Origin of the sequence: Brachybacterium tyrofermentans (genome assembly GCF_014897585.1) — a bacterium.
GTDB classification, from domain to species: Bacteria; Actinomycetota; Actinomycetes; order Actinomycetales; family Dermabacteraceae; genus Brachybacterium; species Brachybacterium tyrofermentans.
In genome coordinates, this window is the sequence record NZ_JABUXW010000035.1 from 1 (window position 1) to 23,879 (window position 23,879).

Here is a 23,879-nt window from a genome sequence, read left to right on the forward strand (position 1 = left end):
AGAGCATCACCTTGCCAAGGTGAGGGTCGCCGGTTCGAATCCGGTCGTCCGCTCCATCCCTCCCCCGCATCTCCGGATGCATTGGGCGATTGGCGCAGCGGTAGCGCGCTTCCCTGACACGGAAGAGGTCACTGGTTCGATCCCAGTATCGCCCACCACGAAAGGCCCCCTCGGAATCCCGAGGGGGCCTTCGTCGTTCCCCGTGCCGTTCCCCGCGATGCCTCGCGCCGGGGTCGCGTGCGGGGCGAGTGCCGGCACAGGGCTACGTGCCGAAAGGTGTGCAGCGGGCGACGTCGCTACCTGACGGTCAGCGGCGCCCTGCCCAGTAGCCCACGTCCCGGTCCCGGTTCGGTGGCCGTACGTCTACTCTGGCCTCATGCAGATCTGGACCGGACAGTCTTACCCCCTGGGGGCCACCTTCGACGGCTCCGGCACCAACTTCGCGTTGTTCTCGGAGGCGGCCGAACGCGTCGAGCTGTGCCTTCTCGACGAGGACGGCACCGAGCGCCGCATCGAGGTCACCGAGGTCGACGCCTTCGTGTGGCACGTCTACCTCCCGTCGGTACAGCCCGGGCAGCGCTACGGCTACAGGGTCCACGGGGCCTACGACCCGGCCGGAGGGCACCGCTGCGATCCCTCGAAGCTCCTGCTGGACCCGTATGCCAAGGCTATCGCCGGCATGGCGAGCAACCACCCCTCGCTGTACAGCTACAGCTTCGAGGACCATGAAGCGCGCAACACCGATGACTCGTCGCAGCACACCATGCACTCCGTCGTGGTCTCCCCGTTCTTCGACTGGGGCAACGATCATCCCCCGGCGCACGAGTACCACGACACGGTGATCTACGAGGCCCATGTCAAGGGCCTCACCATGCTCCATCCTGACATCGACGACGACATCCGTGGCACCTATGTCGCGATGGGCGAGCCCGCGATCATCGAGCACCTCACCGAGCTCGGGGTGACCGCGATCGAGCTGATGCCCGTCCACCAGTTCGTCCAGGACGGGCACCTGGTCGAGAAGGAGATGCGCAACTACTGGGGCTACAACACCATCGGCTTCTTCGCCCCGCACAACGAGTACGCCCACGCCGGCGATACCGGGCAGCAGGTCCAGGAGTTCAAGCAGATGGTGAAGAACCTCCATGAGGCGAACATCGAGGTGATCCTCGACGTGGTGTACAACCACACCGCCGAGGGCAACCAGATGGGGCCCACCCTGTGCTTCCGCGGCATCGACAACGCCGCCTACTACCGACTCGTCGAGGACGACAAGGCGCACTACTACGACACCACAGGCACCGGGAACTCCCTGCTCATGCGCACTCCCCACGTGCTGCAGCTGATCATGGACTCGCTGCGCTACTGGGTCACCGAGATGCATGTCGACGGCTTCCGCTTCGACCTCGCCTCGACGCTCGCCCGCGAGCTGCACGAGGTCGACCGGCTCTCCGCCTTCTTCGACATCATCCAGCAGGACCCGATCATCTCCCAGGTCAAGCTGATCGCGGAGCCCTGGGACCTCGGCGAGGGCGGCTATCAGGTGGGCGGGTTCCCGCCCCTGTGGTCGGAGTGGAACGGTCACTACCGCGATACCGTCCGCGACTTCCATCGGTCCGAGCCCGGCGTCATCGGGGACTTCACCTCGCGACTGGCCGGCAGCTCCGATCTCTACCAGCACACGGGCCGCACGCCGATCGCCTCGATCAACTTCGTCACCGCGCACGACGGCTTCACCATGCGGGATCTGGTCTCCTACAACGACCGGCACAACGAGGCCAACGGCGAAGGCGGCAACGACGGCGAGAGCCACAACCGTTCCTGGAACTCCGGGGTCGAAGGCCCCAGCGAGGACCCGGAGGTGCGGGCGCTGCGCCTGCGCCGCGCCAAGAACCTCATGGCGACGCTCCTGGTCAGCCAGGGTGTCCCGATGATCCTGCACGGTGACGAGATGGGCCGCACCCAGGGCGGAAACAACAACACCTACTGCCAGGACAACGAGCTGTCCTGGATGAGCTGGGAGCTCGACACGGACCAGATGGACATGCTCTGGTTCACCCAGCAGATGATCGCCCTGCGCCGGGACCACCCGATCTTCCGTCGGCGCCGCTTCCTGCAGGGCGTCGTCCGGGACGAGGCGGACTCCGCTCTGCCGGACGTGGAGTGGCTCGGCACCGACGGCGTCCCGATGACCGCCGAGGACTGGGAGTCCCCGCAGAACAAGTGCCTGACGATGTTCCTCAACGGCTCCGCGATCCCCGAGCCCACGCTCCGCGGGGAGCGCATCGTGGACGACTCCGCCCTGCTCCTGTTCAACGCCTCGGGCAACGATGTCGACTTCGTCCTCCCGCCGGCCGATCATGGCGCGAGCTGGACCGTCGCCATCGGGACCGGGGAGACGGTGGACATCGGGACCGCCCTGGACGCCGAGCAGTCGATCTCCCGGCCCGCCCACTCCCTGCTGGTCCTGACGCGCCCCCCGATGGAGGACATCGAGGAGCCCGCCGACGGGAACCACGAGCAGACCACCCGCGCCTGAGACGACGGGCCCGCTCGACGGCGGACCCGGCATGAAGGAGAGCACCCCATGGCCCTGCCCGACCTGAGCACTGCGTCCGCGGACCCCGAGCAGGCCGACGCCCACCGGCCCGTCCCGTCTGCGCGAGCCGTCCCGACGTCGACCTACCGCCTGCAGCTGCACGCCGGCTTCACGACCGACGACGCGGCCTCGCTGGTGCCGTATCTCGCGCAGCTCGGCGTGGGACACGTGTTCTGCTCCCCCGTCCTGCAGGCCGCCCCCGGCTCGACCCACGGGTACGACGTGGTGGACCACACGCGGATCAGCGCGGAGATCGGCGGAGAGGACGGCCTGCGCCGTCTCGCCGCGGCGGCGCACGACCACGGCATGGGGCTGATCGTGGACGTGGTGCCCAACCACATGGCGATCCCGACCCCGATCTGGCACAACCGCGCCCTGTGGTCGACCCTGCGCGACGGCCCCGACTCGCCCTACGCCGACTGGTTCGACATCGATCCGTCGTCCGAGCGCTCGATCCTGGTGCCGGTGCTGGGACGCCCCATCGGCTCGGTGCTGGCCGACGGGGAGATCGAGCTGGGGGTGGAGCAGATCCCGCAGCCCGACGGCACCACCGCGGAGGAAGCCGTGGTGCGGTACTTCGACCACGTGCTCCCGGTCGCCGCCGGCACCCAGCATCTGGGACTCACGGACCTGCTGGACCGCCAGTGGTACCGCCTGGCCTATTGGAAGGTCGCCGACGACGAGCTGAACTACCGACGGTTCTTCGACGTCGACACGCTCGCCGCGATCCGCGTCGAGCTGCCGCAGGTGTTCGAGGCGACCCACGAGACGCTGCTGCGGCTGCAGGGCGAGGGCGTGATCGACGGCTATCGCATCGATCATCCCGACGGTCTGACCGACCCGCGCGGCTACCTGCGCGACCTCGAGCGGGCGACCGGCGGGGCCTGGACCGTGGTGGAGAAGATCCTGGAGGCCGACGAGCAGCTGCCCGGGGACTTCCCCTGCGCCGGCACCACCGGCTACGACGCCCTGTGGCGGGTCGGCGGCCTCTTCCACGATCCTCACGGTGCGCTCGGACTGACCCATCTGTGGCAGCGCCGCACGGAGGATCTGCGTCCCTTCTCCGAGATCGCCGCCGAGTCCACCGAGCAGATCGTCTCGACCAGCCTGTGGGCGGAGCTCGAACGCCTGACCACGCTGATCCACCACATCTGCCAGGAGGACATCCGCCTGCGGGACACCACCCGGCGGAACATCCAGAAGGTCGTCCGCGCCCTGCTCGGCGCGATGGACCGCTACCGCGCCTACATCGTGCCCGGGGAGCCGGCGCCGGGCGCCGAGCGTGCCGTCATCGACCAGGCGGCGGCCCGGGCCCTGCAGGTGCTCGGCGACGACGAGGACGTCGTCATGACCCTGGAGACCGTGGTGGCCCTGGTGTGCGGGGACGAGGTGGGCAGCGCCGGCCGGACGGCGAGCGCCGCTCGGTCGGAGGTCGTCGTGCGCTTCGCCCAGACCTGCGGACCGGTGCACGCGAAGGGGCTCGAGGACACGGCCTTCTACCGCTACACCCGCTTCCTCGCGGTCACCGAGGTGGGGTCCGATCCCGAGCGGATCGGGGTGGAGCCCGACGATCTCCATGACCACGCTCTGGAGAAGCGGCACACCCATCCCGATGCCATGACCACGCTGTCCACCCATGACACCAAGCGCAGCGAGGACGTCCGGGCGCGGCTGGCAGTCCTGACCGAGCAGCCCCTGGAGTGGGCGGTGCTGGTGCAGGACCTGGACCGGGCGACGTCCGCATCGCGCGGTGACCGCGTCGACGGGGCCGTCGAGCTCCTGCTGTGGCAGGTCCTGGTCTCGTGCTGGGATCTGCCGGGGGCCGACGCACCGCGGATCACGGCCGATCGCCTGGAGGGGTACCTGCTCAAGGCGATGCGCGAGGCCAAGACGCTCACGACGTGGACGGATCAGGACTCGGAGTACGAGCAGCAGGTGCTCGACCTGGGGCGGGCCGCTCTCGCCTCGGAGGAGGTGGACCGCCTCCTGACCGAGTGGACCCGGCGCACGCACGCCGCCCAGCGCACCGCGATCCTCGGCCAGAAGCTGGTGCAGCTGACCATGCCCGGGGTGCCGGACGTCTACCAGGGCAACGAGACCATCGACCTCTCCCTCGTGGACCCCGACAACCGCCGGGCGGTCGATCACGCCGCGCATGCCGAACGGCTGACCCGGATGCTCGAGGGGGCCGGCCCCGACGGGATCGGTGACGAGAAGCTGTGGCTGACCCGGAGCGCCCTCGTGCTGCGCCGGCAGCGGCCCGAGCTCTTCCAGGGCCGTGACGCCGGCTACCGGCCGCTGCCCACCACCACGGGCCACGCGGTCGCCTTCGGCCGCGCCGTGGGCGAGGGCGAGATCGAGGTGGTGACCGTCGTCACCCGACTGGCCCACGGCCTCGCCCAGCGGGGTGGCTGGGGCGACGCACAGCTCGCCCTCCCCGAGGGCCGCTGGCGCGATCTCCTCAGCGGCGTCGAGGTCGACGGCGGGATGGTGCCCCTCCAGTCGCTGCTCACCACCTGGCCGGTCGCACTGCTGGTGCGGGCCGAGGACCCGGCAGCCGACGGCGCCGAGGACCATGACGGCGCGCGGGCCGGCAGCGGCGTCCAGGAGGAGCGCCGATGACTGCGTCGGACATCGACCAGCGAACCCGTCGTGCGTACGACCGCTACGAGGTCTGGGCCCCGAGGGCGAGGGCGGTGACGATCCGGGTCGATGGTGTCGAGCATCCGATGCGCTCCGCCCCGGACGGGTGGTTCACGCTGCCCGACGTCGAGGCTGTCCCCGGTGCCCGGTATGCCTTCCGGCTCGAGGACGCCGAGCTCTGGCTGCCCGACCCGCGCTCGCTGTCCCAGCCGGACGGCGTGCACGGGGCCAGCGAGGTGGTGGACCCCCGTGCACTGCGCGGGCCCTCCCCGTGGGCCGGCCGCAGCCTGCGCGGAGGCGTCCTGTACGAGATGCACGTGGGCACGTTCACCCCGGGGCCGAACGGCCGCGGGGGCACCTTCGACTCGGCGATCGAGCGGCTCGATGACCTCGTGGAGCTCGGGATCGAGGCGATCGAGCTGATGCCGATCGCGACCTTCCCCGGCGACCGCGGGTGGGGGTACGACGGGGTGGGCCTGTATGCCACCCACGCGGACTACGGCGGGCCCGCAGGTCTGGCCCGGTTCGTCGACGCCGCGCACTCTCGCGGTCTCGCCGTGGTGCTCGACGTGGTCCACAACCATCTCGGCCCCACCGGCAACTACCTGGGGATGTTCGGCCCGTACTTCACCGATCAGCACGAGACCCCGTGGGGTGAGGCGGTGAACCTCGATCAGCCCGGGTCCCGCCAGGTGAGGGACTTCCTCCTGGGCAGCGCCCGGCTCTGGCTGGTCGATGTCGGGATCGACGCCCTGCGCCTGGACGCGGTCCATGAGCTGCACGACGACTCGCTCCGGCATGTCCTGGCCGAGCTCGCCGACGCCGTCGGCTCCTGGCAGGTGGAGACCGGGCGCCCGCTCAGCCTGATCGCCGAATCCGACCGGAACGATCCGGTCACCGTCACTCCCACGTCCGCCGGCGGTCTGGGAATGGACGGGCAATGGGCCGACGACGTCCACCATGGGGTCCACGCGTGGATCACCGGCGAGCGCGCCGGCTACTACGCGGATTTCGGATCGGCCGACGCCCTGGCCACCGTCCTGACCGGGATGTTCCTCCATGCCGGAACCTATTCGACCTTCCGCGGGAAGGTCTGGGGCTCCCCCGTCGATCCCGGCAGCCGCCAGTACGACGCCCACTCCTTCGTGACCTTCCTCCAGGACCACGACCAGGTCGGCAATCGGGCCACCGGCGACCGGATCCATCACTCCCTGACCCCGGGGCAGCATGCCGCGGCGATCTCGCTCATCCTGCTGGGTCCGGGCACGCCCATGCTGTTCCAGGGCGAGGAGTGGGCGGCCTCGACACCGTTCACGTTCTTCACCGATCACGACGACGAGATCGGCCCCCTGGTCAGCGCGGGGCGCACCGAGGAGTTCGCCGCCATGGGGTGGGAGGGGACCGTGCCCGACCCCCAGGCCCGCTCCACCTTCGAGTCCTCGATCCTGCGCCATGAGGAGCGCACGGCGGGCGACCACGCCCGGATCCTGGACTGGTATCGCACGCTCATCTCGCTGCGTCGCACGGAGCCGGCCTTCTCGGACCCTGATCTGCGCCGCACCAGCGTCGAGATCCTCGCCGAGGAGACCGTGCTGCTGCGCCGCGGCACGCTGGGAGTCCTCTCCCACCGCGGCCCCGGTCCGCTCGCCGATGTACCCCGTGCCCTGGAGATCCTGAGCTCCTTCGGCGAGGCGTCCCTCTCCTCCGACGGGACCGTCCAGATGGCCGACGCCGGAGCGGTGATCCTGCGCCTGCACGCAGAATGAGCTGATCAGCGCCGTCGGCAGTGCACTGTCGTCTCGGAGAGACTCGAGGAGGAGCATCCATGAAGATCGTCATCACCGACCTGGACCAGGACCGCATCACGGAGGAGCAGGCCGTCGCCGACGCCGCCGGCGCCGAGCTGGTCCTCGCACAGTCCCGCACCGAGGACGAGGTGATCGAGGCCGCCCAGGGGGCGGACGCCCTCCTGGTGCAGTACGCCCCGATCACCCGTCGCGTGCTCGAGGCCCTGCCGAGCGTGCGAGCGATCGGACGCTACGGCGTCGGGGTGGACACCCTTGATCTCGATGCCGCCACAGAGGTCGGCGTCGCGGTCAGCAATGTGCCCGATTATGGGACCGAGGACGTCTCCGATCATGCCGTGGCGCTCGCCGTCTCCCTGTCCCGCGGGGTGGTCGAGCTGGATCGCAACCTGCGCGCCGGCACCACGTCCCTCGCCCCCGTGAAGCCGCTGCATCGGCTGTCCACCCGCACCGTCGGCGTGATCGGGCTGGGTCGCATCGGCGCCGCCACCGCGCGCAAGGCCCGAGCACTGGGCTTCTCCGTGCACGGCTACGACCCGATGCGCGAGGCCGGCAGCACCACGGAGGACGGGATCGCGGTACGCACGCAGGACGAGGTCCTGGCGGAGTCCGACGTGATCAGCGTCCACGTGCCGCTGACCGAGCAGACCCATCACCTGATCTCCACCGAGGCCCTGGCCCGGATGCGGCCGGGGTCGATGCTCGTCAACACCAGCCGCGGCGGCGTCGTGGACACGGCGGCCGTGGTCGAGGCCCTGCAGTCCGGTCACCTCCGCGGCGCGGGCCTGGACGTGTTCGAGACCGAGCCGCTCCCGCAGGACAGCGCTCTGCGGGACTGCCCGACGGCGATCCTCACCCCGCATGCGTCCTGGTACAGCGAGGAGTCCGAGACGGAGCTCAAGCGCCGGGTGATCGAGAACGTCGTGGAGGTCCTCGCCGGGCGCCGGCCGCGCAACATCCTCAATCCCGAGGTGCTGGAGTCCCCGGCGAGCTGACGGGGCACGGAGCGACCGTTCCCCGGCTGCAGCGCAGTGCCCGCAGTGCACTGCACTGCAGGCCGAGCAGGACAGGCGAGCCCGGGAGACGCGACTGCGACTACAGCGCAGTGCCCTCCCGCTGCTGCGCGCCCCGGGCAGCGCGCACGAGGTCGGCGCCGATCGTGCCCACCTCGTCGGCCGAGCGTCCCGGGGCATAGAGGAACGAGCCGATCCCGGCGCCGGCCGCCCCGGCCCGGATCCAGCTCGGGATCGTCTCCGTGGTGATGCCGCCGACGGGCAGGAACGCGGTGCCCTCGGGGACGACGGCGCTCCACGCCGTCAGAAGGCTCTCGCCGAGCGCGTCGGCCGGGAAGATCTTCAGGTGCCGGGCCCCGGCGCGGAGCGCGGCGAAGACGTCGGTCGCGGTGGCGACGCCCGGGTAGGGCGTCATCCCCAGCTCGAGGGAGCGGGCGATGATCTCTGGATCCGTGTTCGGGGCCACCACCAGCTCCCCACCGGCGTCGGCGACGCGCTGCACGTCCGCGAGGTCGACGACGGTTCCCGCGCCGATCCGTGCCTCGGGGCCGAGCCGCTCGGTGAGGATCCGGATCGATTCGAAGGGCTGCGGGGAGTTCAGCGGCACCTCGAGGGAGGTGATCCCCGCGGCGACCAGAGCATCCCCGACGGCAGGGGCCTCCTGGGGTGTCAGTCCACGCAGGATGGCGATCAGCAGCGGCGGGTGTGCAGTCATGAGGAGATCCTTCCACGACATTGAACGAGCGGATGGGTGCGCACAGCGTGCGGGCGGAGCGGCAGGCTCTCAGGCGAGGAGAACGGCCGCCGTGCGCTCAGCGGCCGAGGTAGCCGCCGTCGACGGGGAGCACGGCGCCATGCACGTAGGCGGCGCCTTCGCTGGCCAGGAACAGCGCGGTCCCGGCGATGTCGTCGGCCCTCCCCCATCGTCCGGCCGGGATCCGGCTGACGATCTCGTCGTTGCGCACGGTGTCCTCCCGCAGGACCACGTTGAGCTCGGTGGCGATGTATCCCGGCGCGATCGCGTTGACCGCGACGCCCCTCCCGGCCCACTCGTTGGCCACGGACTTCGTGAACTGGGCGACCGCGCCCTTGGATGCCGCATAGGCAGAGGCCTGCACACCCCCGAAGAACGAGAGCATCGAGGCGATGTTGACGATCCGCCCGCTGCCCCGAGCGAGCATCGGGCCGCCGAAGGCCTGGGTCAGCTGCACCACGGCGTCCAGGTTGACATTCATGACCTGGGAGAACTCCTCCAGCGGGAAGTCCTCGACGGTGTGGCGCAGGTTGATGCCGGCGTTGTTGACCAGGATGTCGACCTGGTGCTCGGCGAGCACCTCGGCGATGACCTCGGCGCGGGCCGCGGGATCAGAGAGATCCACGCCGCGGCAGGAATGGCCGGGTCCCAGGGAGTCGGTGCCGCGCTGCAGGCCGATCACGCTCGCCCCGGAGGCCAGCAGGCGCTGCGTGATGGCGCGGCCGATGCCACGGGTGGACCCGGTGACCACGGCGGTGGCGCCGGTGAGGTCGACGTCGAAGGTTCCGGGGAAGGGCATCATCGCTCCTGGGGTGAGAGTGCTGGTGTGCGGGATGTTGGGGCGTTCGAGGCGTTCGAGGCGTTCGAGGCGTTCGAGGCGTTCGAGGCGTTCAGGGTCAGTGGATGTGGGATCCGCCGTTGACGTCCAGTGTGACGCCTGTGAGGTAGCCGCCGTCGCGCCCGAGCAGGTAGTGGACGGCTCCGGCGACGTCGTCGACCGTGCCGACCCGGCCCACGGGGAGCTCCTGGAGCAGGACCTCCCTGCGCTCGTCGGTGAGCCGGCCGCCCATGATGTCCGTGTCGATCGAGCCGGGGGCCACGGAGTTCGCCGTGATGCCGTACTCGCCGAGCTCCCGCGCCCAGGTCTTCGCGAAGCCCAGCAGCGCTGCCTTGGAGCCGGAATAGGCGGCGCGCCCGTAGACCCCGCCGCCACGCTCCGCCGAGGCGCTGGAGATGTTCACGATGCGGCCCAGGCTGTGGCGGCGGAAGACCGCCACGGCTTCTCGGGTCACGAAGAACGTGCCGTGGACGTTGACGTCGAACACCCGCTTCCATTCCTCGGTGCTGACCTCGGTGAACGGCGTCGGCGAGGAGATGCCGGCGTTGTTGACCACGCCGACCAGCTGCGGGAGCTCAGCATCGATCCGGGCGACGGCCTCGACCACCTGCGTCTCGTCGGAGATGTCGACCCCGAGGCCGAGGGCGGGGACGCCGTAGCTCTGCGTGAGCTCGCTCGCGAGCGCCTCGGAGGCGGGAGAGTCGAGATCCATCACGGCGACGGCCCAGCCCTCGCGGGCGAGGCGGTGTGCGATCGCCCGGCCGATGCCGCGCTCGGAGGCGGCGCCGGTGATCAGGGCGGCCGGCTGCTCCGGGAAGTCGGAGGCGGGGTACGGGGTCACGGCCATGGGATGCTCCTGTGCACGAGCGAGAGGAGGACGATCGCCCCTCGCGGCGGAAAATAAAATATGATCCTGAGTCTACGGTCCGTTCCCCGTACTTGTGAAGGAGATCCCATGGTCCTCACCCAGACATCCGTGATCGGCCTGGGCCCGATGGGGCATCCCCTCGCCGCGACCCTCCTGGCCGCAGGAGCCCCGCCGATCGTGTGGAACCGCACCGCGCACCGGGCCGACGACCTCGTCGCGGCCGGCGCGATCCGTGCACACACGCCGGCGCAGGCCGCGGCCCCGGTGATCCTCTCCGTGCTCCCCGACGTGTTCCAGCTCCGCGAGCTCCTGGACGCCGAGACCCTCGCCGCCTGGGGCGCAGCCGGTGCGCGGGTGGTCATCATGTCGACCAGCGGGCCCGATCAGGTGCGCGCGCTCGCCGAGGAGCTCGCCCCGGAGGGCATCGCCGTGGTCGACGCCCCGATGTCCGGCGGCGTCGCCGGCGCAGAGGCCGGCACCCTGTCGATCATGGTGGGCGGCGCGGACGAGGACGTCGCCCTCGTGCGCCCTGTCCTCGAGCTGATCGGGGGGACCGTGCTGCACCTGGGCGAGCTGGGCACCGGCTCGATCACCAAGCTCTGCAACCAGATCGTCGTCGGCGGCACCCTCGCGGCGCTCGCCGAGGCCTTCGGGCTGGCTCGACGCTCCGGTCTCGACATCCAGCAGCTGGTGACGCTGCTGGAGGGAGGCCTCGCACGCAGCGAGGTGCTGACGCAGAAGAAGGACAAGCTCCTGGAGCGGGAGTACTCGCTCGGAGGCTCCGCCGACAACCAGGTCAAGGACCTCCGCTATGCGACCGCCGCCGGCGAGCGCGTCGGCCTTCCCGCACAGCTCCTGCCTGCGCTGCTGTCCCTCTACACCGAGACGGTCGACCAGGGGCACGGCCAGCAGGACCACACCGTCGTCCAGGAGCTGTACCTGGATCCCGAGGACTGATCCGCGGCCCGGGCCGCCAGCCGGGCCCGACCGCTGTGGCTCTTGCTCAGCGCAGCTGCAGCGCCCGCTCGGTCACGGCGCGCACGTGATCGGCCATGGCCGCCCGCGCCGCCGCCGCGTCGTGGCTGCAGATGGCCTCGAGCACAGCCCGGTGCTCCCGTACGGAGATCTCGGCGTCGTCCACGCCGTCGTCGCCGAAGCGACGGAAGCGCAGCGTGTGCACCGGGATCGCCTCCAGCGCGGCGGCGAGATACGGATTCCGGGCCGCTCGCGCGATCTCGGCATGGAAGCTGCTGGAATGCTCGAGGTAGCCCTCGTACTCGCGGAAACGGGCACCGACGCCTGCCGTGGCCGTGCTCTCGAGGGTCGCGGCGAGCGCCTCACCTTCTTGAGCCGTCGCACGGTCGGCGGCGAGAGCCGCCAGCTCGGGCTCGAGCAGCAGCCGCGCCTCCCCCATCGTCCGCACCTGGCCGTCGTCCGGGGGGCGGGTCACCACGAAGCCTCGCATCGGCAGGTACTCGACGAGCTTCTCGCCGGTGAGCAGGTTCAGCGCCTCCCGCACGGGCGTCGCGCTCATCGAGAGCTCGGTCGACAGCGCGCCGATCCGCAGGGGCGTGCCCGGAGCCATGGCACCGTCCATGATGCGCTCGGCCAGCATGCGCCGCGCCTGCTCCGACCGGGAGCTGCGCACGGGATCGGTCCCCTCCGGGTCGTGCGTCACGCGCCGGCGCGCCCGTCGGCACCCAGGCGCCCGGCTCCGTCGTGGGCGAGGGAGGCCAGGCGGGAGAGCGCTCGGAAGTACTTCTTGCGGTACCCGCTGCGCAGGAGGTCGGGGGCGAAGAGATCCGAGAACACCTCCGCGTCGTCGCCGCCCTCCCCCGCGGCCGCGGAGACCAGCACCGGGACCTCCCGGTCGTAGAGGCGGTCCACGAGAACGACGAACCGCAGCGCGTCGTGATGCTGGGACAGGCCGTGCAGGCCGGTCACATGGGCCGCGGGGACGTCGTCGATCATGCTCCCGTAGCGCGAGGGGTGGACCGTCTTCAGGTGCCCCAGCAGGTCATCGAAGTCGTCGAGGGTGGCGCCCTCCTGCGCCTGGGCGTGCTCGCGCACGGTGCCCTCCGGCAGGGAGACGATCTCGGTGACGCCGTCACGGCGCCGGTAGTCCTCGCCGTCGATGCGCAGCACCTGGAACCGCTCCGCCATGGCCTGGATCTCGCGGAGGAAGTCCTGCGCGGCGAACCGTCCCTCGCCCAGCGCATCGGGAAGGGTGTTGGAGGTGGCCACGACAGCGACGCCGCGGTCGGAGAGCTCACGGATCAGCCGTGTCATCAGGAGCGTGTCCCCCGGGTCGTCCAGCTCGAACTCGTCGATGCACACCAGCACCGATTGTCCGAGCAGGTCGACCGCCCGCTGGAAGCCGAGAGCCCCGACGAGGTCTGTGTACTCGACGAAGGTCCCGTAGACCCGCTCCCCCTCGACCGCATGGAACAGCGAGGTGAGCAGGTGGGTCTTGCCCACGCCGAAGCCACCGTCGAGGTAGATCCCCTGCGCCGCGGTCGGGCGCCGCCGGAACTTCGCGAGGAAGCCGCCGCCCTGGGGCCTTCCCAGCTGCGCGGCGAACTCGGTCACCCGCTGCTTGGCGTCCTCCTGCGAGGGGAAGGCGGGGTCGGGGACATAGTTGTCCAGCCGAGCCCGGGCGAACCGCGGCGGAGGCACGAGGTCCGCGAGCAGTCGCTCGAGAGTCGGTTCGGGCCGTCGGTCGCAGAGCGCTTCAGTCACGGCGGTCAGTGTATGTTCCGCGTGCGCTCGCCGGTCGGCCCGGACCCCGGAGGGGGTGAGATGATCGTCCCGTTCCGACCCGTCCCGTCCCGTCCTCTGCCCGTTCCCGTCACCGCCGCTTCCCGACCCGAGGAGATGACCGTGCACCTGCTGATGCGCGAGGGCACGCTGCTGCCGGCCCCGGAACCCGTTCCGGCGGACGCCGACGGGGCACGCACCCTCGCGGCGCTCTACGCGATGCCGCAGCTCCCGCCGGGTGGCGCGCAGGTGCGGGCGATGATGAACGCGACCGTCGATGGGGCGATCAGCGGGGCGGACGGCACCAGCGGCCCGCTGCGCAACCCCGACGACTCCTTCGTGTTCGACGTGCTGCGCGCCCTCGCCGATGTGGTGATGGTGGGCGCGGCGACGGTGCGCGTCGAGGACTACAGCTCGGTGCTGGGCCGGGACGACCTGCTCAAGCCCTCGTGGCGGCCCGGCGGCGGCGCACGTCCCGCTCTGGCCGTCTGGTCGAACAGCGGTGATCTCCCCGCGTCCCTCGACCGGGATCAGCCGCTCTATCTGCTCTCCTCCGCCCGGAGCGCCCTCGCGGCAGGGCGCAGGGCCGGGCTGCCCGAGGATCGTGTGATCGTCGCGGACAGCGCGACCGAGGCCCTGCGCGGCCTGGCGGACCGCGGACTGCACGCCGTCCAGGCCGAGGGCGGTTCCTCGACCCTGGGCCGGCTCGCCGCCGAAGGAGTCCTGGACGAGCTGTGCTTCTCGACGACGCACCGGAGCGTCGGCGGCTCGTCGTCCCGGGTGATCAGCGGCGAGTCCCACGACTCGGCCTGGGAGCTGTCCTCTCTCCTCGTCGGCGACCACGCGACGATCTCGCGGTACCGCATCCGGCCCTGATCGCCCGCACGCTTTCGGGAGCTGCTCTCAGAGACGCAGGCCGATCGAGTCCTCGAGGGCGGGGGAGGCGAGATCGCGCACAGGGACCTCCAGCGCGGCGGCCTCGGCCTCCAGGCCCAGCAGTCGCCCGAGGTGGTCGGCCAGCAGCCGCTCGTAGCGCACCGGGTCCCGGTTCCACTCGCGCGTGTGCGAGGCCCCCTCGAAGGGGGCGAACTCCACCAGATCCGGGCGCAGCGCGGCCAGGTGCCGGCTCGGGCCGGGCGGGACCGTCGCATCGTCGAGGGCATGGAACAGCAGGGTCGGGTGGATGAGGTGCTCCGCGTAGTACTGCGGCGTCATCTCGTGCAGTGCGAGCGGTTCGTGAAGCCGCACCAGCCGGCGCCCCACCGTCGAGGTCATCATCCATATCCCCAGGTTCCGCATCGGCTTCGGAGCCTTCAGGGCGGTGGCGTGGTAGATCAGGATGTCCTGCCAGTCCACGGCCGGGGAGTCCAGGACCAGGCCGACGACGCGATCCCGGTGCGCCGTGCGCACCGAGGTGCGCAGCGCAATGCCGCCGCCCATCGACCAGCCGAACAGCACGATCCGGCGAGCGCCGTGGGCGAGGGCGAAGTCGATGGCCGCCTCGGTGTCCTCCCACTCGTCCGCGCCCAGGTGGTACATGCGGTCCGCGGAGGCCGGGGCACCGGTGTCGTTGCGGTAGGTGATCGTGAGGGTGGTCAGCCCGAGGCGATGCAGGAGCGGGATCACGCGCAGCGCCTCGCCGCGCATCGATCCGTGACCGTGGATCAGGATCGCCCAGGTGTCCCCCTGGCCGCCAGGCGCTTCCTGGGCCGATCCGGCGCCTGGTTCCTGGTCCCGTCCCTGGTCCGGTCCATGGCCCGGTCCCTGGCCCGGCTCCTTCGTGTGGTCGGCGCGCACCAGCCAGGCAGGCATCGGGCCCACCGGCGAGCTGACCTCGACCTCCTCGGTCTCCAGCCCGTGGGCTGTGCGCGGGCTGCCTGCCCAGTAGAAGCCGTTGACCGCGGCCTTGGCGACCTGGAGCGGCTCGGAGGTATCCGCCCCGAGGAGCGGACGCGCGACGGTGGTGGGGGTGGGATGTGAGGTCACGGGCCCCAGACGGACGTGCACCGCGCCGCCGGACTGCCGCACCGCGAGGTAGCCCTCACGCTCGGTCTCCTTCGTCCGATCCACGTGCACCCGGTCCTCGTGGACGGCGCGCACGGGGAGATCCGGCCGGTGCCGCAGCCCCTGCTGCGGAACCAGGGGGAGCCGCGCCATCACGCGCGCCCCGACCGCGAGCGCTCCTGCGCTGAGCGTGAACATCGAGGCGGCCCCGATGGCGCCGATGACCGCGGCCTGCGCCCATCGTCCCTGTTCGGAGCGCGGCTGAGCCGCCCGTACCCATCGAAGGGAACCGGTCAGCGGGCTGGTCCGAGAGTGGTCACGCGTCATACCGCGCATCTTATCCACGCACTAGGATCGAGGGTGTGAACAGGAGTTCACCACATGGCGCCGGGCCCTGCGGCCCGCGCCTGCGGACGATCGCGGCGACCCGTCGCCGCACCAGCGGAAGGATCCTTCGATGTCCACTGATCCCATCGGCACCCGTCCCTACCCCCTCGCGATCAGCGATGAGCAATGGCGCGAGCGCCTCTCCCCTGCCGAGTACCAGGTGCTGCGCGAAGGCGCCACCGAACGTCCCGGCGTCGGAGAGTACGAAGAGGTGCGCGCGGCCGGCACGTACGCCTGCAAGGCCTGCGGCGAGGAGCTGTTCACGGCCGAGACCCAGTTCGATGCGCACTGCGGCTGGCCCGCTTTCTACGCTCCGACGGACTCCGACGCCGTCGAGCTGCTCGAGGACACGTCCATGGGCATGCGTCGGGTCGAGGTCCGCTGCGCGAAGTGCGGTTCCCACCTCGGTCACGTCTTCGAGGGCGAAGGGTTCGCGACCCCGACCGACGAGCGGTTCTGCATCAACTCGATCAGCCTCGTGCACAGCGACGACGCCTGAGACGGACACTCGCGCCGGGACCGTCGGCGGCCCGAGCCGGCACACGCGCCGAGAGATCAGCCTGAGCACGGTCGCAGCAGCACGGTCGCCACGGTCTCGGCGCGCCTGACCTCGGGCGCCTCGGCGCGCGGTTAGTCTCCCACCGTGTCAGTCCATCGATTCCGCCCTGGCGACGACACCTTCCGTGCCGCCATCGACGCCATGACCAGCGCCCCCCTCCGACAGGAGTTCGAGTGGCGCGATATTCCAGCGCCCTCGAAGATGGCGCCCTCGACCTGGGCGTGCACCGGGGAGATCCTGGTCCACGACGACGAGCTCGCCTCCGGTCGCCTGGTCATCCTCCACGACCCCGAGGGCCAGGAGTCCTGGGACGGCACCTATCGGATGGTCGCCCTGGTCCAGGCCCAGCTCGAACCGGAGTTCTCCGTCGAGGCGATGCTCGGCGACGTGGCGTGGTCCTGGGTCACCGAATCGCTCGAGATGCACGATGCGGAGGTCCGCGAGCTGGGTTGCACCGCGACCCGCGTCGTCTCCCAGTCCTATGGCGCGCTCGCCTCCCGCCCCTCGACCGTCGATGTCGAGATGCGGGTCTCCTGGACTCCGGACGGCCCGCACGGGGCTGACGCGGGTGACGGCGGAGCTCCCGATCTGGCACCGCACTTCGCCGCCTGGACCGCCATGCTCGCCGCCGCCGGGGGCCTGCCTCCCGCGCCCCCGCGGATCGCCCCCATCGCTCCCACCCACCATGCGAGGGCCCCGCGCCCCGAGGAAGCCGGTGACGCCCGGTGACCGAGACTCCCGTCTCCGACCTGACCGCTCCCCGTGACGGCGTCGTGCCCGTCGTCGATCGAATCCAGCCGCTGCTGGCCTGGTGCGAAGCGGCGGAATCCGCCCCCGCCGAGCCCGTCGCCGTAGATGCCGAGCGCGCATCCAGCTACCGCTACAGCTCCCGCGCCTATCTCGTGCAGCTGCGCACCGAGGCCGCCGGGACCGTGCTGATCGACCCTCTCGCCTTCACCATGCCGTCGACGCTGCTGACCCTGCTGGGCGAGCGCGAATGGGTGCTGCATGCCGCGGGTCAGGATCTGCCGAGCCTGGCCGAGCTCGGGATGCGCCCGGCGAGCCTGTTCGACACCGAGCTCGCCGCACGACTCCTCGGCATGGAGCGCGTGGGCCTCGGAGCCGTCGTGGAGGACACCCTGGCGCTGCACCTGGCGAAGGAGCACTCTGCCGCCGACTGGTCGAAGCGTCCCCTGCCCAGCGGGTGGCTCACCTACGCGGCACTGGACGTGGAGGTCCTGGTCGAGGTCCGCGATGTCCTCGAGAGCCGTCTCCGGGACGCGGGCAAGGACGAGTGGGCCCGCCAGGAGTTCGAGTACGAGCGGGTCCGCGATCATGGGCCGACGCGGTCCTCGAGCTGGCGCGGCCTGCACGGACTGGGTGGCCTGCGCACGCCGAAGCAGCTGGCCGCGGCGCGCGAGATGTGGCTGCGACGCGACGAGATCGCCGGCGGCGAGGATCTCTCCCCGCACCGGGTGATCAAGGATCGCGACATCGTGGCCGCTGCGAAAGAGGCACCGCGGGGTCGGGAGGCCTTCGACCGGGCACTGCCCGCCAAGCTCCGCAAGAAGGACATCTGGTGGCAGGCCGCCCGGTCCGGGCTCGACCTGCCCGCCGCGCATCTGCCGGACCGCAACGAGCGTTCCTATCCCCCGCCGCACAAGCTCTGGTCCAAGAAGTACCCGGAGGTGTGGGACCGCTACCAGGAGGTGCGCACCGCCGTGGGCGAGCGCGCCGAGGACCTCGAGATGCCGCCCGAGAACCTGCTGCAGCCGGCGCTGCTGCGCCAGTGGGTCTGGGAGAACGAGCAGGTGCCGGAGGAGGCAGCCGTGGAGACCGCCCTCCTCGAGCTCGGCGCTCGGCCATGGCAGGCGGAGCAGGCAGCGCCGGTCGTCCATCGAGCGCTGACCGAGCAGGCCTGACCGGACGGACCTGCCCGGATGGCTGATCGGTCAGACCGGATCAGCTGACCGGATCCGCAAAACCCGATCATCCAGTCGCGGTCCGTCAGGCCCGGGTGGTCAGGCTGGCACAGCCTGACCCGCTCGGTCAGGCAGGCTCGGTCAGGCAGGCTCGTGGCCCGGTCGCTCCAGGAACGGGGCGTCGGCCGAGCGCAGAGCCGGGCTCCCGCCGTCACTCGCCGCCGCGGTGCGGTGGGCCTGCAGCGCGAGCACACCGGCGATCGTCGTGGCATTGGTGAGGTCGCCGGCGAGGATCGCGGCCACGGCGTCGGCCAGCGGCACCCAGCGGAGCTCGATCTCGGCCTCCTCGTCGGTCCGGACGAAGTCGTCCTCGTCGCCGAGGGGCGTCGTCCCGGTCGCGAGGTAGATCCGGATCACCTCGTCGCTGCCGCCCGGGCTGGGGCGCAGATCCACCAGGGTGCTGAGCGAGGCCGCGCGGTGCCCGGTCTCCTCGGCGAGCTCCCGCAGGGCGCCGCGATGCGGCTCCTCCCCCTCCATGTCGAGCAGCCCGGCCGGGATCTCCCAGAGCTCATGGCCGACGGGGTGGCGGTACTGCCGGATCAGGAGCACGCGATCCTGCTCGTCCACGGCGAGCACGGCCACTGCGCCGGGATGGCGCATGTACTCGCGGTCGAACTGCACCCCGGGGGCGAACTCGATCGTGTCGCGCACGATGTCGAACACCATCCCGTGGTGGACCCGCCCGCGGGCGCTGACGGGCCGCGGTGCGGGGGCATCTGCGAGGGTCATCGGATCACTCCTGGTCGTCGTCGGGGTGCGAGCTGGTGGCGGGAGCGACGGGCTGCACCTCGAGGTCCGTAGGATCCGTGAGGTCCGCCTCCGGCAGGCTGGTGGATCGCTGACGAGCGAGCGCCGCACCGATCAGTCCCGCGAACAGCGGATGTGCGCGGGTGGGGCGCGACTTCAGCTCCGGATGGGCCTGGGTGCCGATGTAGTACGGGTGCACCTGCGGATCGAGCTCGACGAATTCCACCAGGGAGTGCTCCGGGCTGAGCGGGGAGGCGCCGGACACGCGCAGTCCCGCCGCCTCGAGCCGGTCGCGATAGGCGTTGTTGACCTCGTAGCGATGACGGTGACGCTCGGCGACCTCGGTGGCCCCGTAGATCCGGGCGGCGAGCGAGCCCTCGACCAGCGTGTGGTCGTACGAGCCGAGGCGCATCGTGCCGCCGAGGTCTCCCGCGCCGGCGACGATGTCCTCCTGCTCGGCCATGGTCGCGATCACCGGGTTCGCGGTGTCCGGCTCGAACTCGGTGGAGTGAGCATCCGTGAGACCGAGCTCGTGACGGGCGTACTCGATGACCATGGACTGCATGCCCAGGCACAGGCCCAGGGTGGGGATGCCATGGCTGCGGGTGTGGCGCAGCGCGCCCACCTTCCCGTCCACGCCACGGATCCCGAAACCGCCGGGCACCACGATCGCATCGACGTCGCCGAGCTGCTCGGCTGCTCCCTCCGGCGTCGTGCACAGGTCGGACTCGACCCAGCGCAGCGTGACCTGGGCGCTGTGGTGGAAGCCGCCGGCGCGCAGGGCCTCGGTGACGGAGAGATAGGCGTCCGGGAGATCGATGTACTTCCCGACCAGGGCGACCGTCACCTGCGAGGTGGGATGGTGCACACGCTGCAGGAGTGACTCCCACTGGCTCCAGTCCACGTCGTGGCTGAGCAGATCGAGCCGACGGATCGCATAGGCGTCCAGACCCTCTCCGTGCAGCACGAGCGGGATCTCGTAGATCGACGGGGCATCCGCGCAGGTGACGACGGCATCGAGGTCGACGTCGCACATGGAGGAGATCTTGGATTTGACCGAGGTGGGCAGCTCACGGTCGGCGCGCAGCACGATCGCATCGGGCTGGATGCCGATGGAGCGCAGGGCCGCCACGGAGTGCTGGGTCGGCTTGGTCTTGAGCTCCTGGGACGGGCCGATGAACGGCACCAGGGACACGTGCACGAAGAACACGCTGTCCCGGCCGATGTCCTGCCTCACCTGCCGCGCGGCCTCCAGGAACGGCTGGGACTCGATATCGCCGACGGTGCCGCCGATCTCGGTGATGATCACGTCGACGCCGTCCCCTGCCTGGGAGCGCATCGATTCCTTGATGGCATTCGTGATGTGCGGGATGACCTGCACGGTGTCGCCGAGGTATTCCCCACGGCGCTCCTTGGCGATCACGCCGGAGTACACCTGACCGGTGGTCACATTCGCGTGGGAGCCGAGATTCTCGTCGAGGAAGCGCTCGTAATGGCCGATGTCGAGGTCGGTCTCGGCGCCGTCCTCGGTGACGAAGACCTCACCATGCTGGAAGGGGTTCATCGTGCCCGGATCCACGTTGAGATAGGGATCGAGCTTCTGCATCGTGACGCTCAGGCCACGGGCCTTGAGGAGCATGCCGAGCGACGAGGCGGTCAGACCCTTGCCGAGGCTGGAGACCACTCCCCCCGTCACGAAGATGTGCTTGGTGATACCGGGGTTCCGGAACGGCTTGGCCGGACCGGCCTGACCGATCCTGGGAGGGGTTCCGGTGCTGGACTGGGATGCGTTGCTGCTGGAGTCTGCCACGGACCGTCAAGCTATCATCGCTCGCGGTCGAGCGACAGCACCTGGGAAACTTGTCTCACCATGTCGGACGCGGTGGGGAGCTGCGCGGCACGGTGCCGGGAGGCGGCTTCCGCAGCTCGCCGCACGCCTGAACTGCGATGGTGCTCGATCGCCGACGCGAGCGCGGGGGCGTCCCCGACGGGCACCAGCTGCGCCGCTTCTCCTGTCACCCAGCGGGTGCCCCCGGCGTCGGTCGCGATGATCGCCCGGCCGGCCCTGAGCGCCTCCTGCAGCCAGACGGGCTGGCCCTCCCAGAGAGCTGCGGAGACCACGAGATCGGCGGCGTCCAGCAGGGCAGGGACGTCGTCTCGACGGCCGAGCAGCTCGACGGGGAGCTGCTCATGGATGATCCGGGCGGCGAGTTCTCGGTGGAGAGGTCCATCCCCGGCGACACGGATCCGCAGCGGTGCGCCGTCGCGCAGGAGGGCCGCCGCATCGAGCAGGTCGTGGAGCCCCTTCTGCGGGGCCAGCCTCGCGACGACGAGCACCTCCAGCACCGTGTCAGTGCCGGTCCCCTCGTCAGCGCCATGATGAGTCGTGGAAGCGCCATCGGCTCGCGCCACAACGACAGCATCGGCCGCCGCAGCAGTTCCGACGGCCCGGTCGCCGCCGGGAGGAACGTCGCCGGAGGCGCCGGAGTCGCCGGAGCCACCGGAGCGCTCAGGAGCCGGCACGACGGCGTGCCGCACGTCGCGGGCACCGGCCCGCTCGGCATCCTGGGCAAGATCCGGGGAGACTGCCAGGATCGTGTTCGCACGGCTCACCACGACCTGCAGCAGTGCTCGTCCGACGGTGCGCACCAGGGACGACCCCACGGTGCGATTGTGCAGCGTCACCGCGAGGAGCACCGGGCCCCGCCGGGGCAGGGCCAGGGCCGACAGGGCCCCGGCGCGCAGTCCATGCGCGTGGACGGCGACCGGCTGCGGCGCGGCGCGCACGCACTGCCGCAATGCTCGGACCGTGCGCAGGTCGCCGAGCAGATGGGGCCGGTCCTGGATCTGCACGGGCGCCTCCCGCACGTCGACACCGGCAGCGGCCAGCTCGTGCTTCTCCTGATCCACGTGCGCGGCCAGCCCACCGCTGGCGCGAGGACGCACCAGGATCACGCTCATCGGGTGCTCTCCTCCCCCGTCGTGACGTCACCCTCTCGGTCTCGACCACGACTGCGACCGCGTCCGCGTCCGCGTCCGCGACCACGGAGCCTGCTCAGCTGACGAGCGGCGAGCTGCGGGTCGGCGGCCGCCATCACCGCGCCGGCGAGCAGAGCGGCGATCACCCCGCAGAGGATTCCGGACAGCACTGCTGCGACCTCACCGGTCGCGGTGGTGACCATCCACTTGCCGAGCAGCATCCCAGGGATCCCGCCGACCAGCAGAGCGATGGGGGTGAGGACCGCGGCACGCCGCACCGCCGGCAGCTCGCCGCCGGGCTCGAGGATGTCAGCGATCCGCGCCAGGCCCACCAGGGCTGAGATCGCCATGCCGATGGCGATGGCGATGCCGAAGGCCGTGGAGGCCTCGGCCGCCGACCGGGTGGGGCTGGGGATCACCAGCAGCAGGATCAGCACAGCGGCGATGATCCAGCCCACGGAGCCCACCAGGAGCGCATCACGGGCGCGGAGCGCGGCCGAGAGGATCCGGGTGCACTGGATGGCGACGGCGAATCCGGCCAGCCCCAGGGAGAAGGCTGCTGCGGTCGAGCCGACACCCGTGGCGCCCGCGCGGTCGATGAGCCGGAAGAACTGCTCGAGGGCCGGGGCACCGGCGAAGAGCGTGGCGCCTCCGATCACCGCGACCACCATGACCGTGCGCACGGAGGCGCCGGCCACGTTCGCGAATCCCTTGGTGTCCCCCACCAGACGCAGCTCCGACAGGTGCGGGAAGACCGCAGTGACCAGCGGAACCACGAGGATCGCATAGGGAAGCAGGTACAGCGCCTGCGCGTACTGGAACACCGGGAGCGTCCCGGTGCCGCCCGCCTTCATGGAGAGCACGAGCACGAGCCCGAGCACGAGCTGCTGTGCCCCGACGGCGCCCAGTCCGGCACCACCGAGCGAGAGGGCACGGCGCCCGTAGCGGGGCGGCATCGTCAGGGTCGGGCGCAGATGGAGGCCGGCACGCGCTGCGGCGATCACCACGGGGATGACCATGGCGGCGACTCCTGCGGTGGTGCCCCAGCCGAGCCAGGCGATGGCGCCATCGCCGATGGTGGTGGTCGTCGCGACCGGAGGGACCATCCAGGCGTAGGCGCGATAGGCGATCATCACGACCAGCGAGGAGATGAGCGGCATCATCGCTGGCCACAGGAATCGTTTGCGAGCCTGCAGGTACGCCGCGAGAACGACCGAGATGCCGTACAGCGGAAGCTGGAGGGCGAAGATGCGCAGCAGGACCGTCCCCACGTGCACGCCGCCGACGACGGCCGAGTTCGTGGCCAGCAGCAGCTGGGCAAGTGGCTCCGCGAGGAGGATCATCGCGATGGCGAGGACACCCGTTCCCAGCACGGTCCAGGTCAGGAGCGCGGAGATGATCTGATCGGTCCGGGCGGCGCCGTCGCGTCGATCCAGCCTCGGCGGCAGTGCCTCGCGCGATCCGCCTCGTCGGCGCGGCGTGCGCGACCCCGGTCCCGGAGCCGCTGACTCCGCGACCTTGATCCCGGGAGCTCCCGTCTCCGGCGCTCCTGGTCCTGGCTCCGACGCCTCTGTGTCCGAGGTCCCGGACTCCGACGCCTCCGCCTCGGCCCCCTCAGCGTCGGCGGCCGCGCCCTCCGCGGGGGCATCACGCTCGGGGACCAGCCCCGCGATCAGAGGGACGATCACCGCCGCGAGCGCACCGCCGGCGACGATCTCGAAGAGCACGTTGGGCAGGAGGTTCGCGGTCGTGTACGCCGTTCCCACATCGCCCGCGCCCACGCTCGCTCCGAAGACGAGGTAGCGCACGAACCCGGCGATCCGAGCGATCACCGTGATCACCAGGATCAGTCCGGCGCCGCGGAGCACAGAACGCCCGATCCCGGACCCGGCGGCCTGCTGATCAGTGGTCATCGAGTTCATCGAGTTCATCGAGTTCATCGAG

19 protein-coding genes and 1 tRNA gene are annotated in these 23,879 nt (G+C 70.9%); 10 read left to right on the forward strand and 10 right to left on the reverse strand.

Going from position 1 to position 23,879, the window contains the following annotated elements; translation table 11 throughout:
* The first annotated feature begins 83 nt into the window (after positions 1-83).
* The 5 genes from INT49_RS18435 (at position 84) to INT49_RS18455 (ending at position 8,042) form a co-directional block, all read left to right on the forward strand.
* Positions 84-158, forward strand: a tRNA-Val gene (locus INT49_RS18435).
* 218 nt (positions 159-376) lie between these two features.
* Complete coding sequence (gene glgX / locus INT49_RS18440) at positions 377-2,539, forward strand: glycogen debranching protein GlgX (protein ID WP_193119212.1); 2,163 nt, start codon at positions 377-379, stop codon at positions 2,537-2,539.
* Positions 2,540-2,587: 48 nt separating this feature from the next.
* Positions 2,588-5,221: a malto-oligosyltrehalose synthase gene (gene treY, locus INT49_RS18445; RefSeq protein WP_193119213.1), complete on the forward strand. Its 2,634-nt coding sequence runs from the start codon at positions 2,588-2,590 to the stop codon at positions 5,219-5,221.
* A complete protein-coding gene (treZ, locus tag INT49_RS18450; RefSeq protein WP_193119214.1) occupies positions 5,218-7,008 on the forward strand; it encodes a malto-oligosyltrehalose trehalohydrolase in 1,791 nt (596 codons plus the stop codon). The genes treY and treZ overlap by 4 nt, the downstream gene beginning before the upstream one ends.
* A gap of 59 nt (positions 7,009-7,067) precedes the next feature.
* Entirely contained in the window at positions 7,068-8,042 is a 975-nt protein-coding gene (locus INT49_RS18455; protein ID WP_193119215.1) for a C-terminal binding protein, read from the forward strand.
* Between the two features lie 100 nt (positions 8,043-8,142).
* Here INT49_RS18455 and INT49_RS18460 read toward each other — a convergent pair whose 3' ends face one another.
* The 3 genes from INT49_RS18460 to INT49_RS18470 form a co-directional block, all read right to left on the reverse strand.
* Positions 8,143-8,775, reverse strand: a complete 633-nt coding sequence (locus tag INT49_RS18460) for a 2-dehydro-3-deoxy-6-phosphogalactonate aldolase (protein WP_193119216.1) — start codon at positions 8,773-8,775, stop codon at positions 8,143-8,145.
* Positions 8,776-8,872: 97 nt separating this feature from the next.
* Positions 8,873-9,616, reverse strand: a complete 744-nt coding sequence (locus tag INT49_RS18465) for an SDR family oxidoreductase (protein WP_226850946.1) — start codon at positions 9,614-9,616, stop codon at positions 8,873-8,875.
* A gap of 94 nt (positions 9,617-9,710) precedes the next feature.
* Positions 9,711-10,499 carry an SDR family NAD(P)-dependent oxidoreductase gene (locus tag INT49_RS18470; protein WP_193119217.1) on the reverse strand — a complete coding sequence of 263 codons (789 nt, stop codon included), beginning with the start codon at positions 10,497-10,499 and terminating at the stop codon, positions 9,711-9,713.
* 108 nt (positions 10,500-10,607) lie between these two features.
* Here INT49_RS18470 and INT49_RS18475 point away from each other — a divergent pair, with 108 nt between their 5' ends.
* Positions 10,608-11,477 (forward strand): NAD(P)-dependent oxidoreductase, encoded by an 870-nt coding sequence (locus INT49_RS18475; protein WP_193119218.1) that lies wholly within the window; start codon positions 10,608-10,610, stop codon positions 11,475-11,477.
* 46 nt (positions 11,478-11,523) lie between these two features.
* Here INT49_RS18475 and INT49_RS21635 read toward each other — a convergent pair whose 3' ends face one another.
* Both INT49_RS21635 and zapE read right to left on the reverse strand, forming a co-directional pair.
* Positions 11,524-12,198, reverse strand: a complete 675-nt coding sequence (locus tag INT49_RS21635; RefSeq protein WP_193119219.1) for a GntR family transcriptional regulator — start codon at positions 12,196-12,198, stop codon at positions 11,524-11,526.
* Positions 12,195-13,259, reverse strand: coding sequence for a cell division protein ZapE (zapE, locus tag INT49_RS18485; protein WP_193119220.1), 1,065 nt, complete (start codon positions 13,257-13,259; stop codon positions 12,195-12,197). Before zapE ends, INT49_RS21635 begins: the two co-directional genes overlap by 4 nt.
* Positions 13,260-13,319: 60 nt before the next feature.
* On the opposite strand from zapE, the gene INT49_RS18490 reads away from it, so the two are divergent.
* Positions 13,320-14,153 (forward strand): dihydrofolate reductase family protein, encoded by an 834-nt coding sequence (locus tag INT49_RS18490; RefSeq protein ID WP_226850948.1) that lies wholly within the window; start codon positions 13,320-13,322, stop codon positions 14,151-14,153.
* Between the two features lie 27 nt (positions 14,154-14,180).
* On the opposite strand, the gene INT49_RS18495 is transcribed toward INT49_RS18490, so the two are convergent.
* Entirely contained in the window at positions 14,181-15,608 is a 1,428-nt protein-coding gene (locus INT49_RS18495; RefSeq protein ID WP_193119221.1) for an alpha/beta hydrolase family protein, read from the reverse strand.
* A 130-nt stretch (positions 15,609-15,738) separates the two neighbouring features.
* Between INT49_RS18495 and msrB the strand changes: the two genes are divergently transcribed.
* The 3 genes from msrB (at position 15,739) to INT49_RS18510 (ending at position 18,149) form a co-directional block, all read left to right on the forward strand.
* A complete protein-coding gene (gene msrB / locus INT49_RS18500) occupies positions 15,739-16,167 on the forward strand; it encodes a peptide-methionine (R)-S-oxide reductase MsrB (RefSeq protein ID WP_193119222.1) in 429 nt (142 codons plus the stop codon).
* A gap of 144 nt (positions 16,168-16,311) precedes the next feature.
* A complete protein-coding gene (locus tag INT49_RS18505; RefSeq protein WP_193119223.1) occupies positions 16,312-16,956 on the forward strand; it encodes a DUF3000 domain-containing protein in 645 nt (214 codons plus the stop codon).
* Complete coding sequence (locus INT49_RS18510; protein ID WP_193119224.1) at positions 16,953-18,149, forward strand: ribonuclease D; 1,197 nt, start codon at positions 16,953-16,955, stop codon at positions 18,147-18,149. The genes INT49_RS18505 and INT49_RS18510 overlap by 4 nt, the downstream gene beginning before the upstream one ends.
* Before the next feature lie 141 nt (positions 18,150-18,290).
* Here INT49_RS18510 and INT49_RS18515 read toward each other — a convergent pair whose 3' ends face one another.
* From INT49_RS18515 to murJ, 4 genes are all read right to left on the reverse strand, one after another.
* Positions 18,291-18,938 (reverse strand): NUDIX domain-containing protein, encoded by a 648-nt coding sequence (locus tag INT49_RS18515; protein WP_193119225.1) that lies wholly within the window; start codon positions 18,936-18,938, stop codon positions 18,291-18,293.
* Positions 18,939-18,942: 4 nt separating this feature from the next.
* Positions 18,943-20,712, reverse strand: coding sequence for a CTP synthase (locus INT49_RS18520; RefSeq protein ID WP_319021701.1), 1,770 nt, complete (start codon positions 20,710-20,712; stop codon positions 18,943-18,945).
* Positions 20,713-20,780: 68 nt separating this feature from the next.
* Entirely contained in the window at positions 20,781-21,917 is a 1,137-nt protein-coding gene (locus tag INT49_RS18525) for a glycosyltransferase (protein ID WP_193119226.1), read from the reverse strand.
* On the reverse strand, positions 21,914-23,866 hold the full coding sequence (gene murJ / locus INT49_RS18530) for a murein biosynthesis integral membrane protein MurJ (protein ID WP_404801960.1): 1,953 nt from the start codon (positions 23,864-23,866) through the stop codon (positions 21,914-21,916). The genes INT49_RS18525 and murJ overlap by 4 nt, the downstream gene beginning before the upstream one ends.
* Positions 23,867-23,879: the final 13 nt, after the last annotated feature.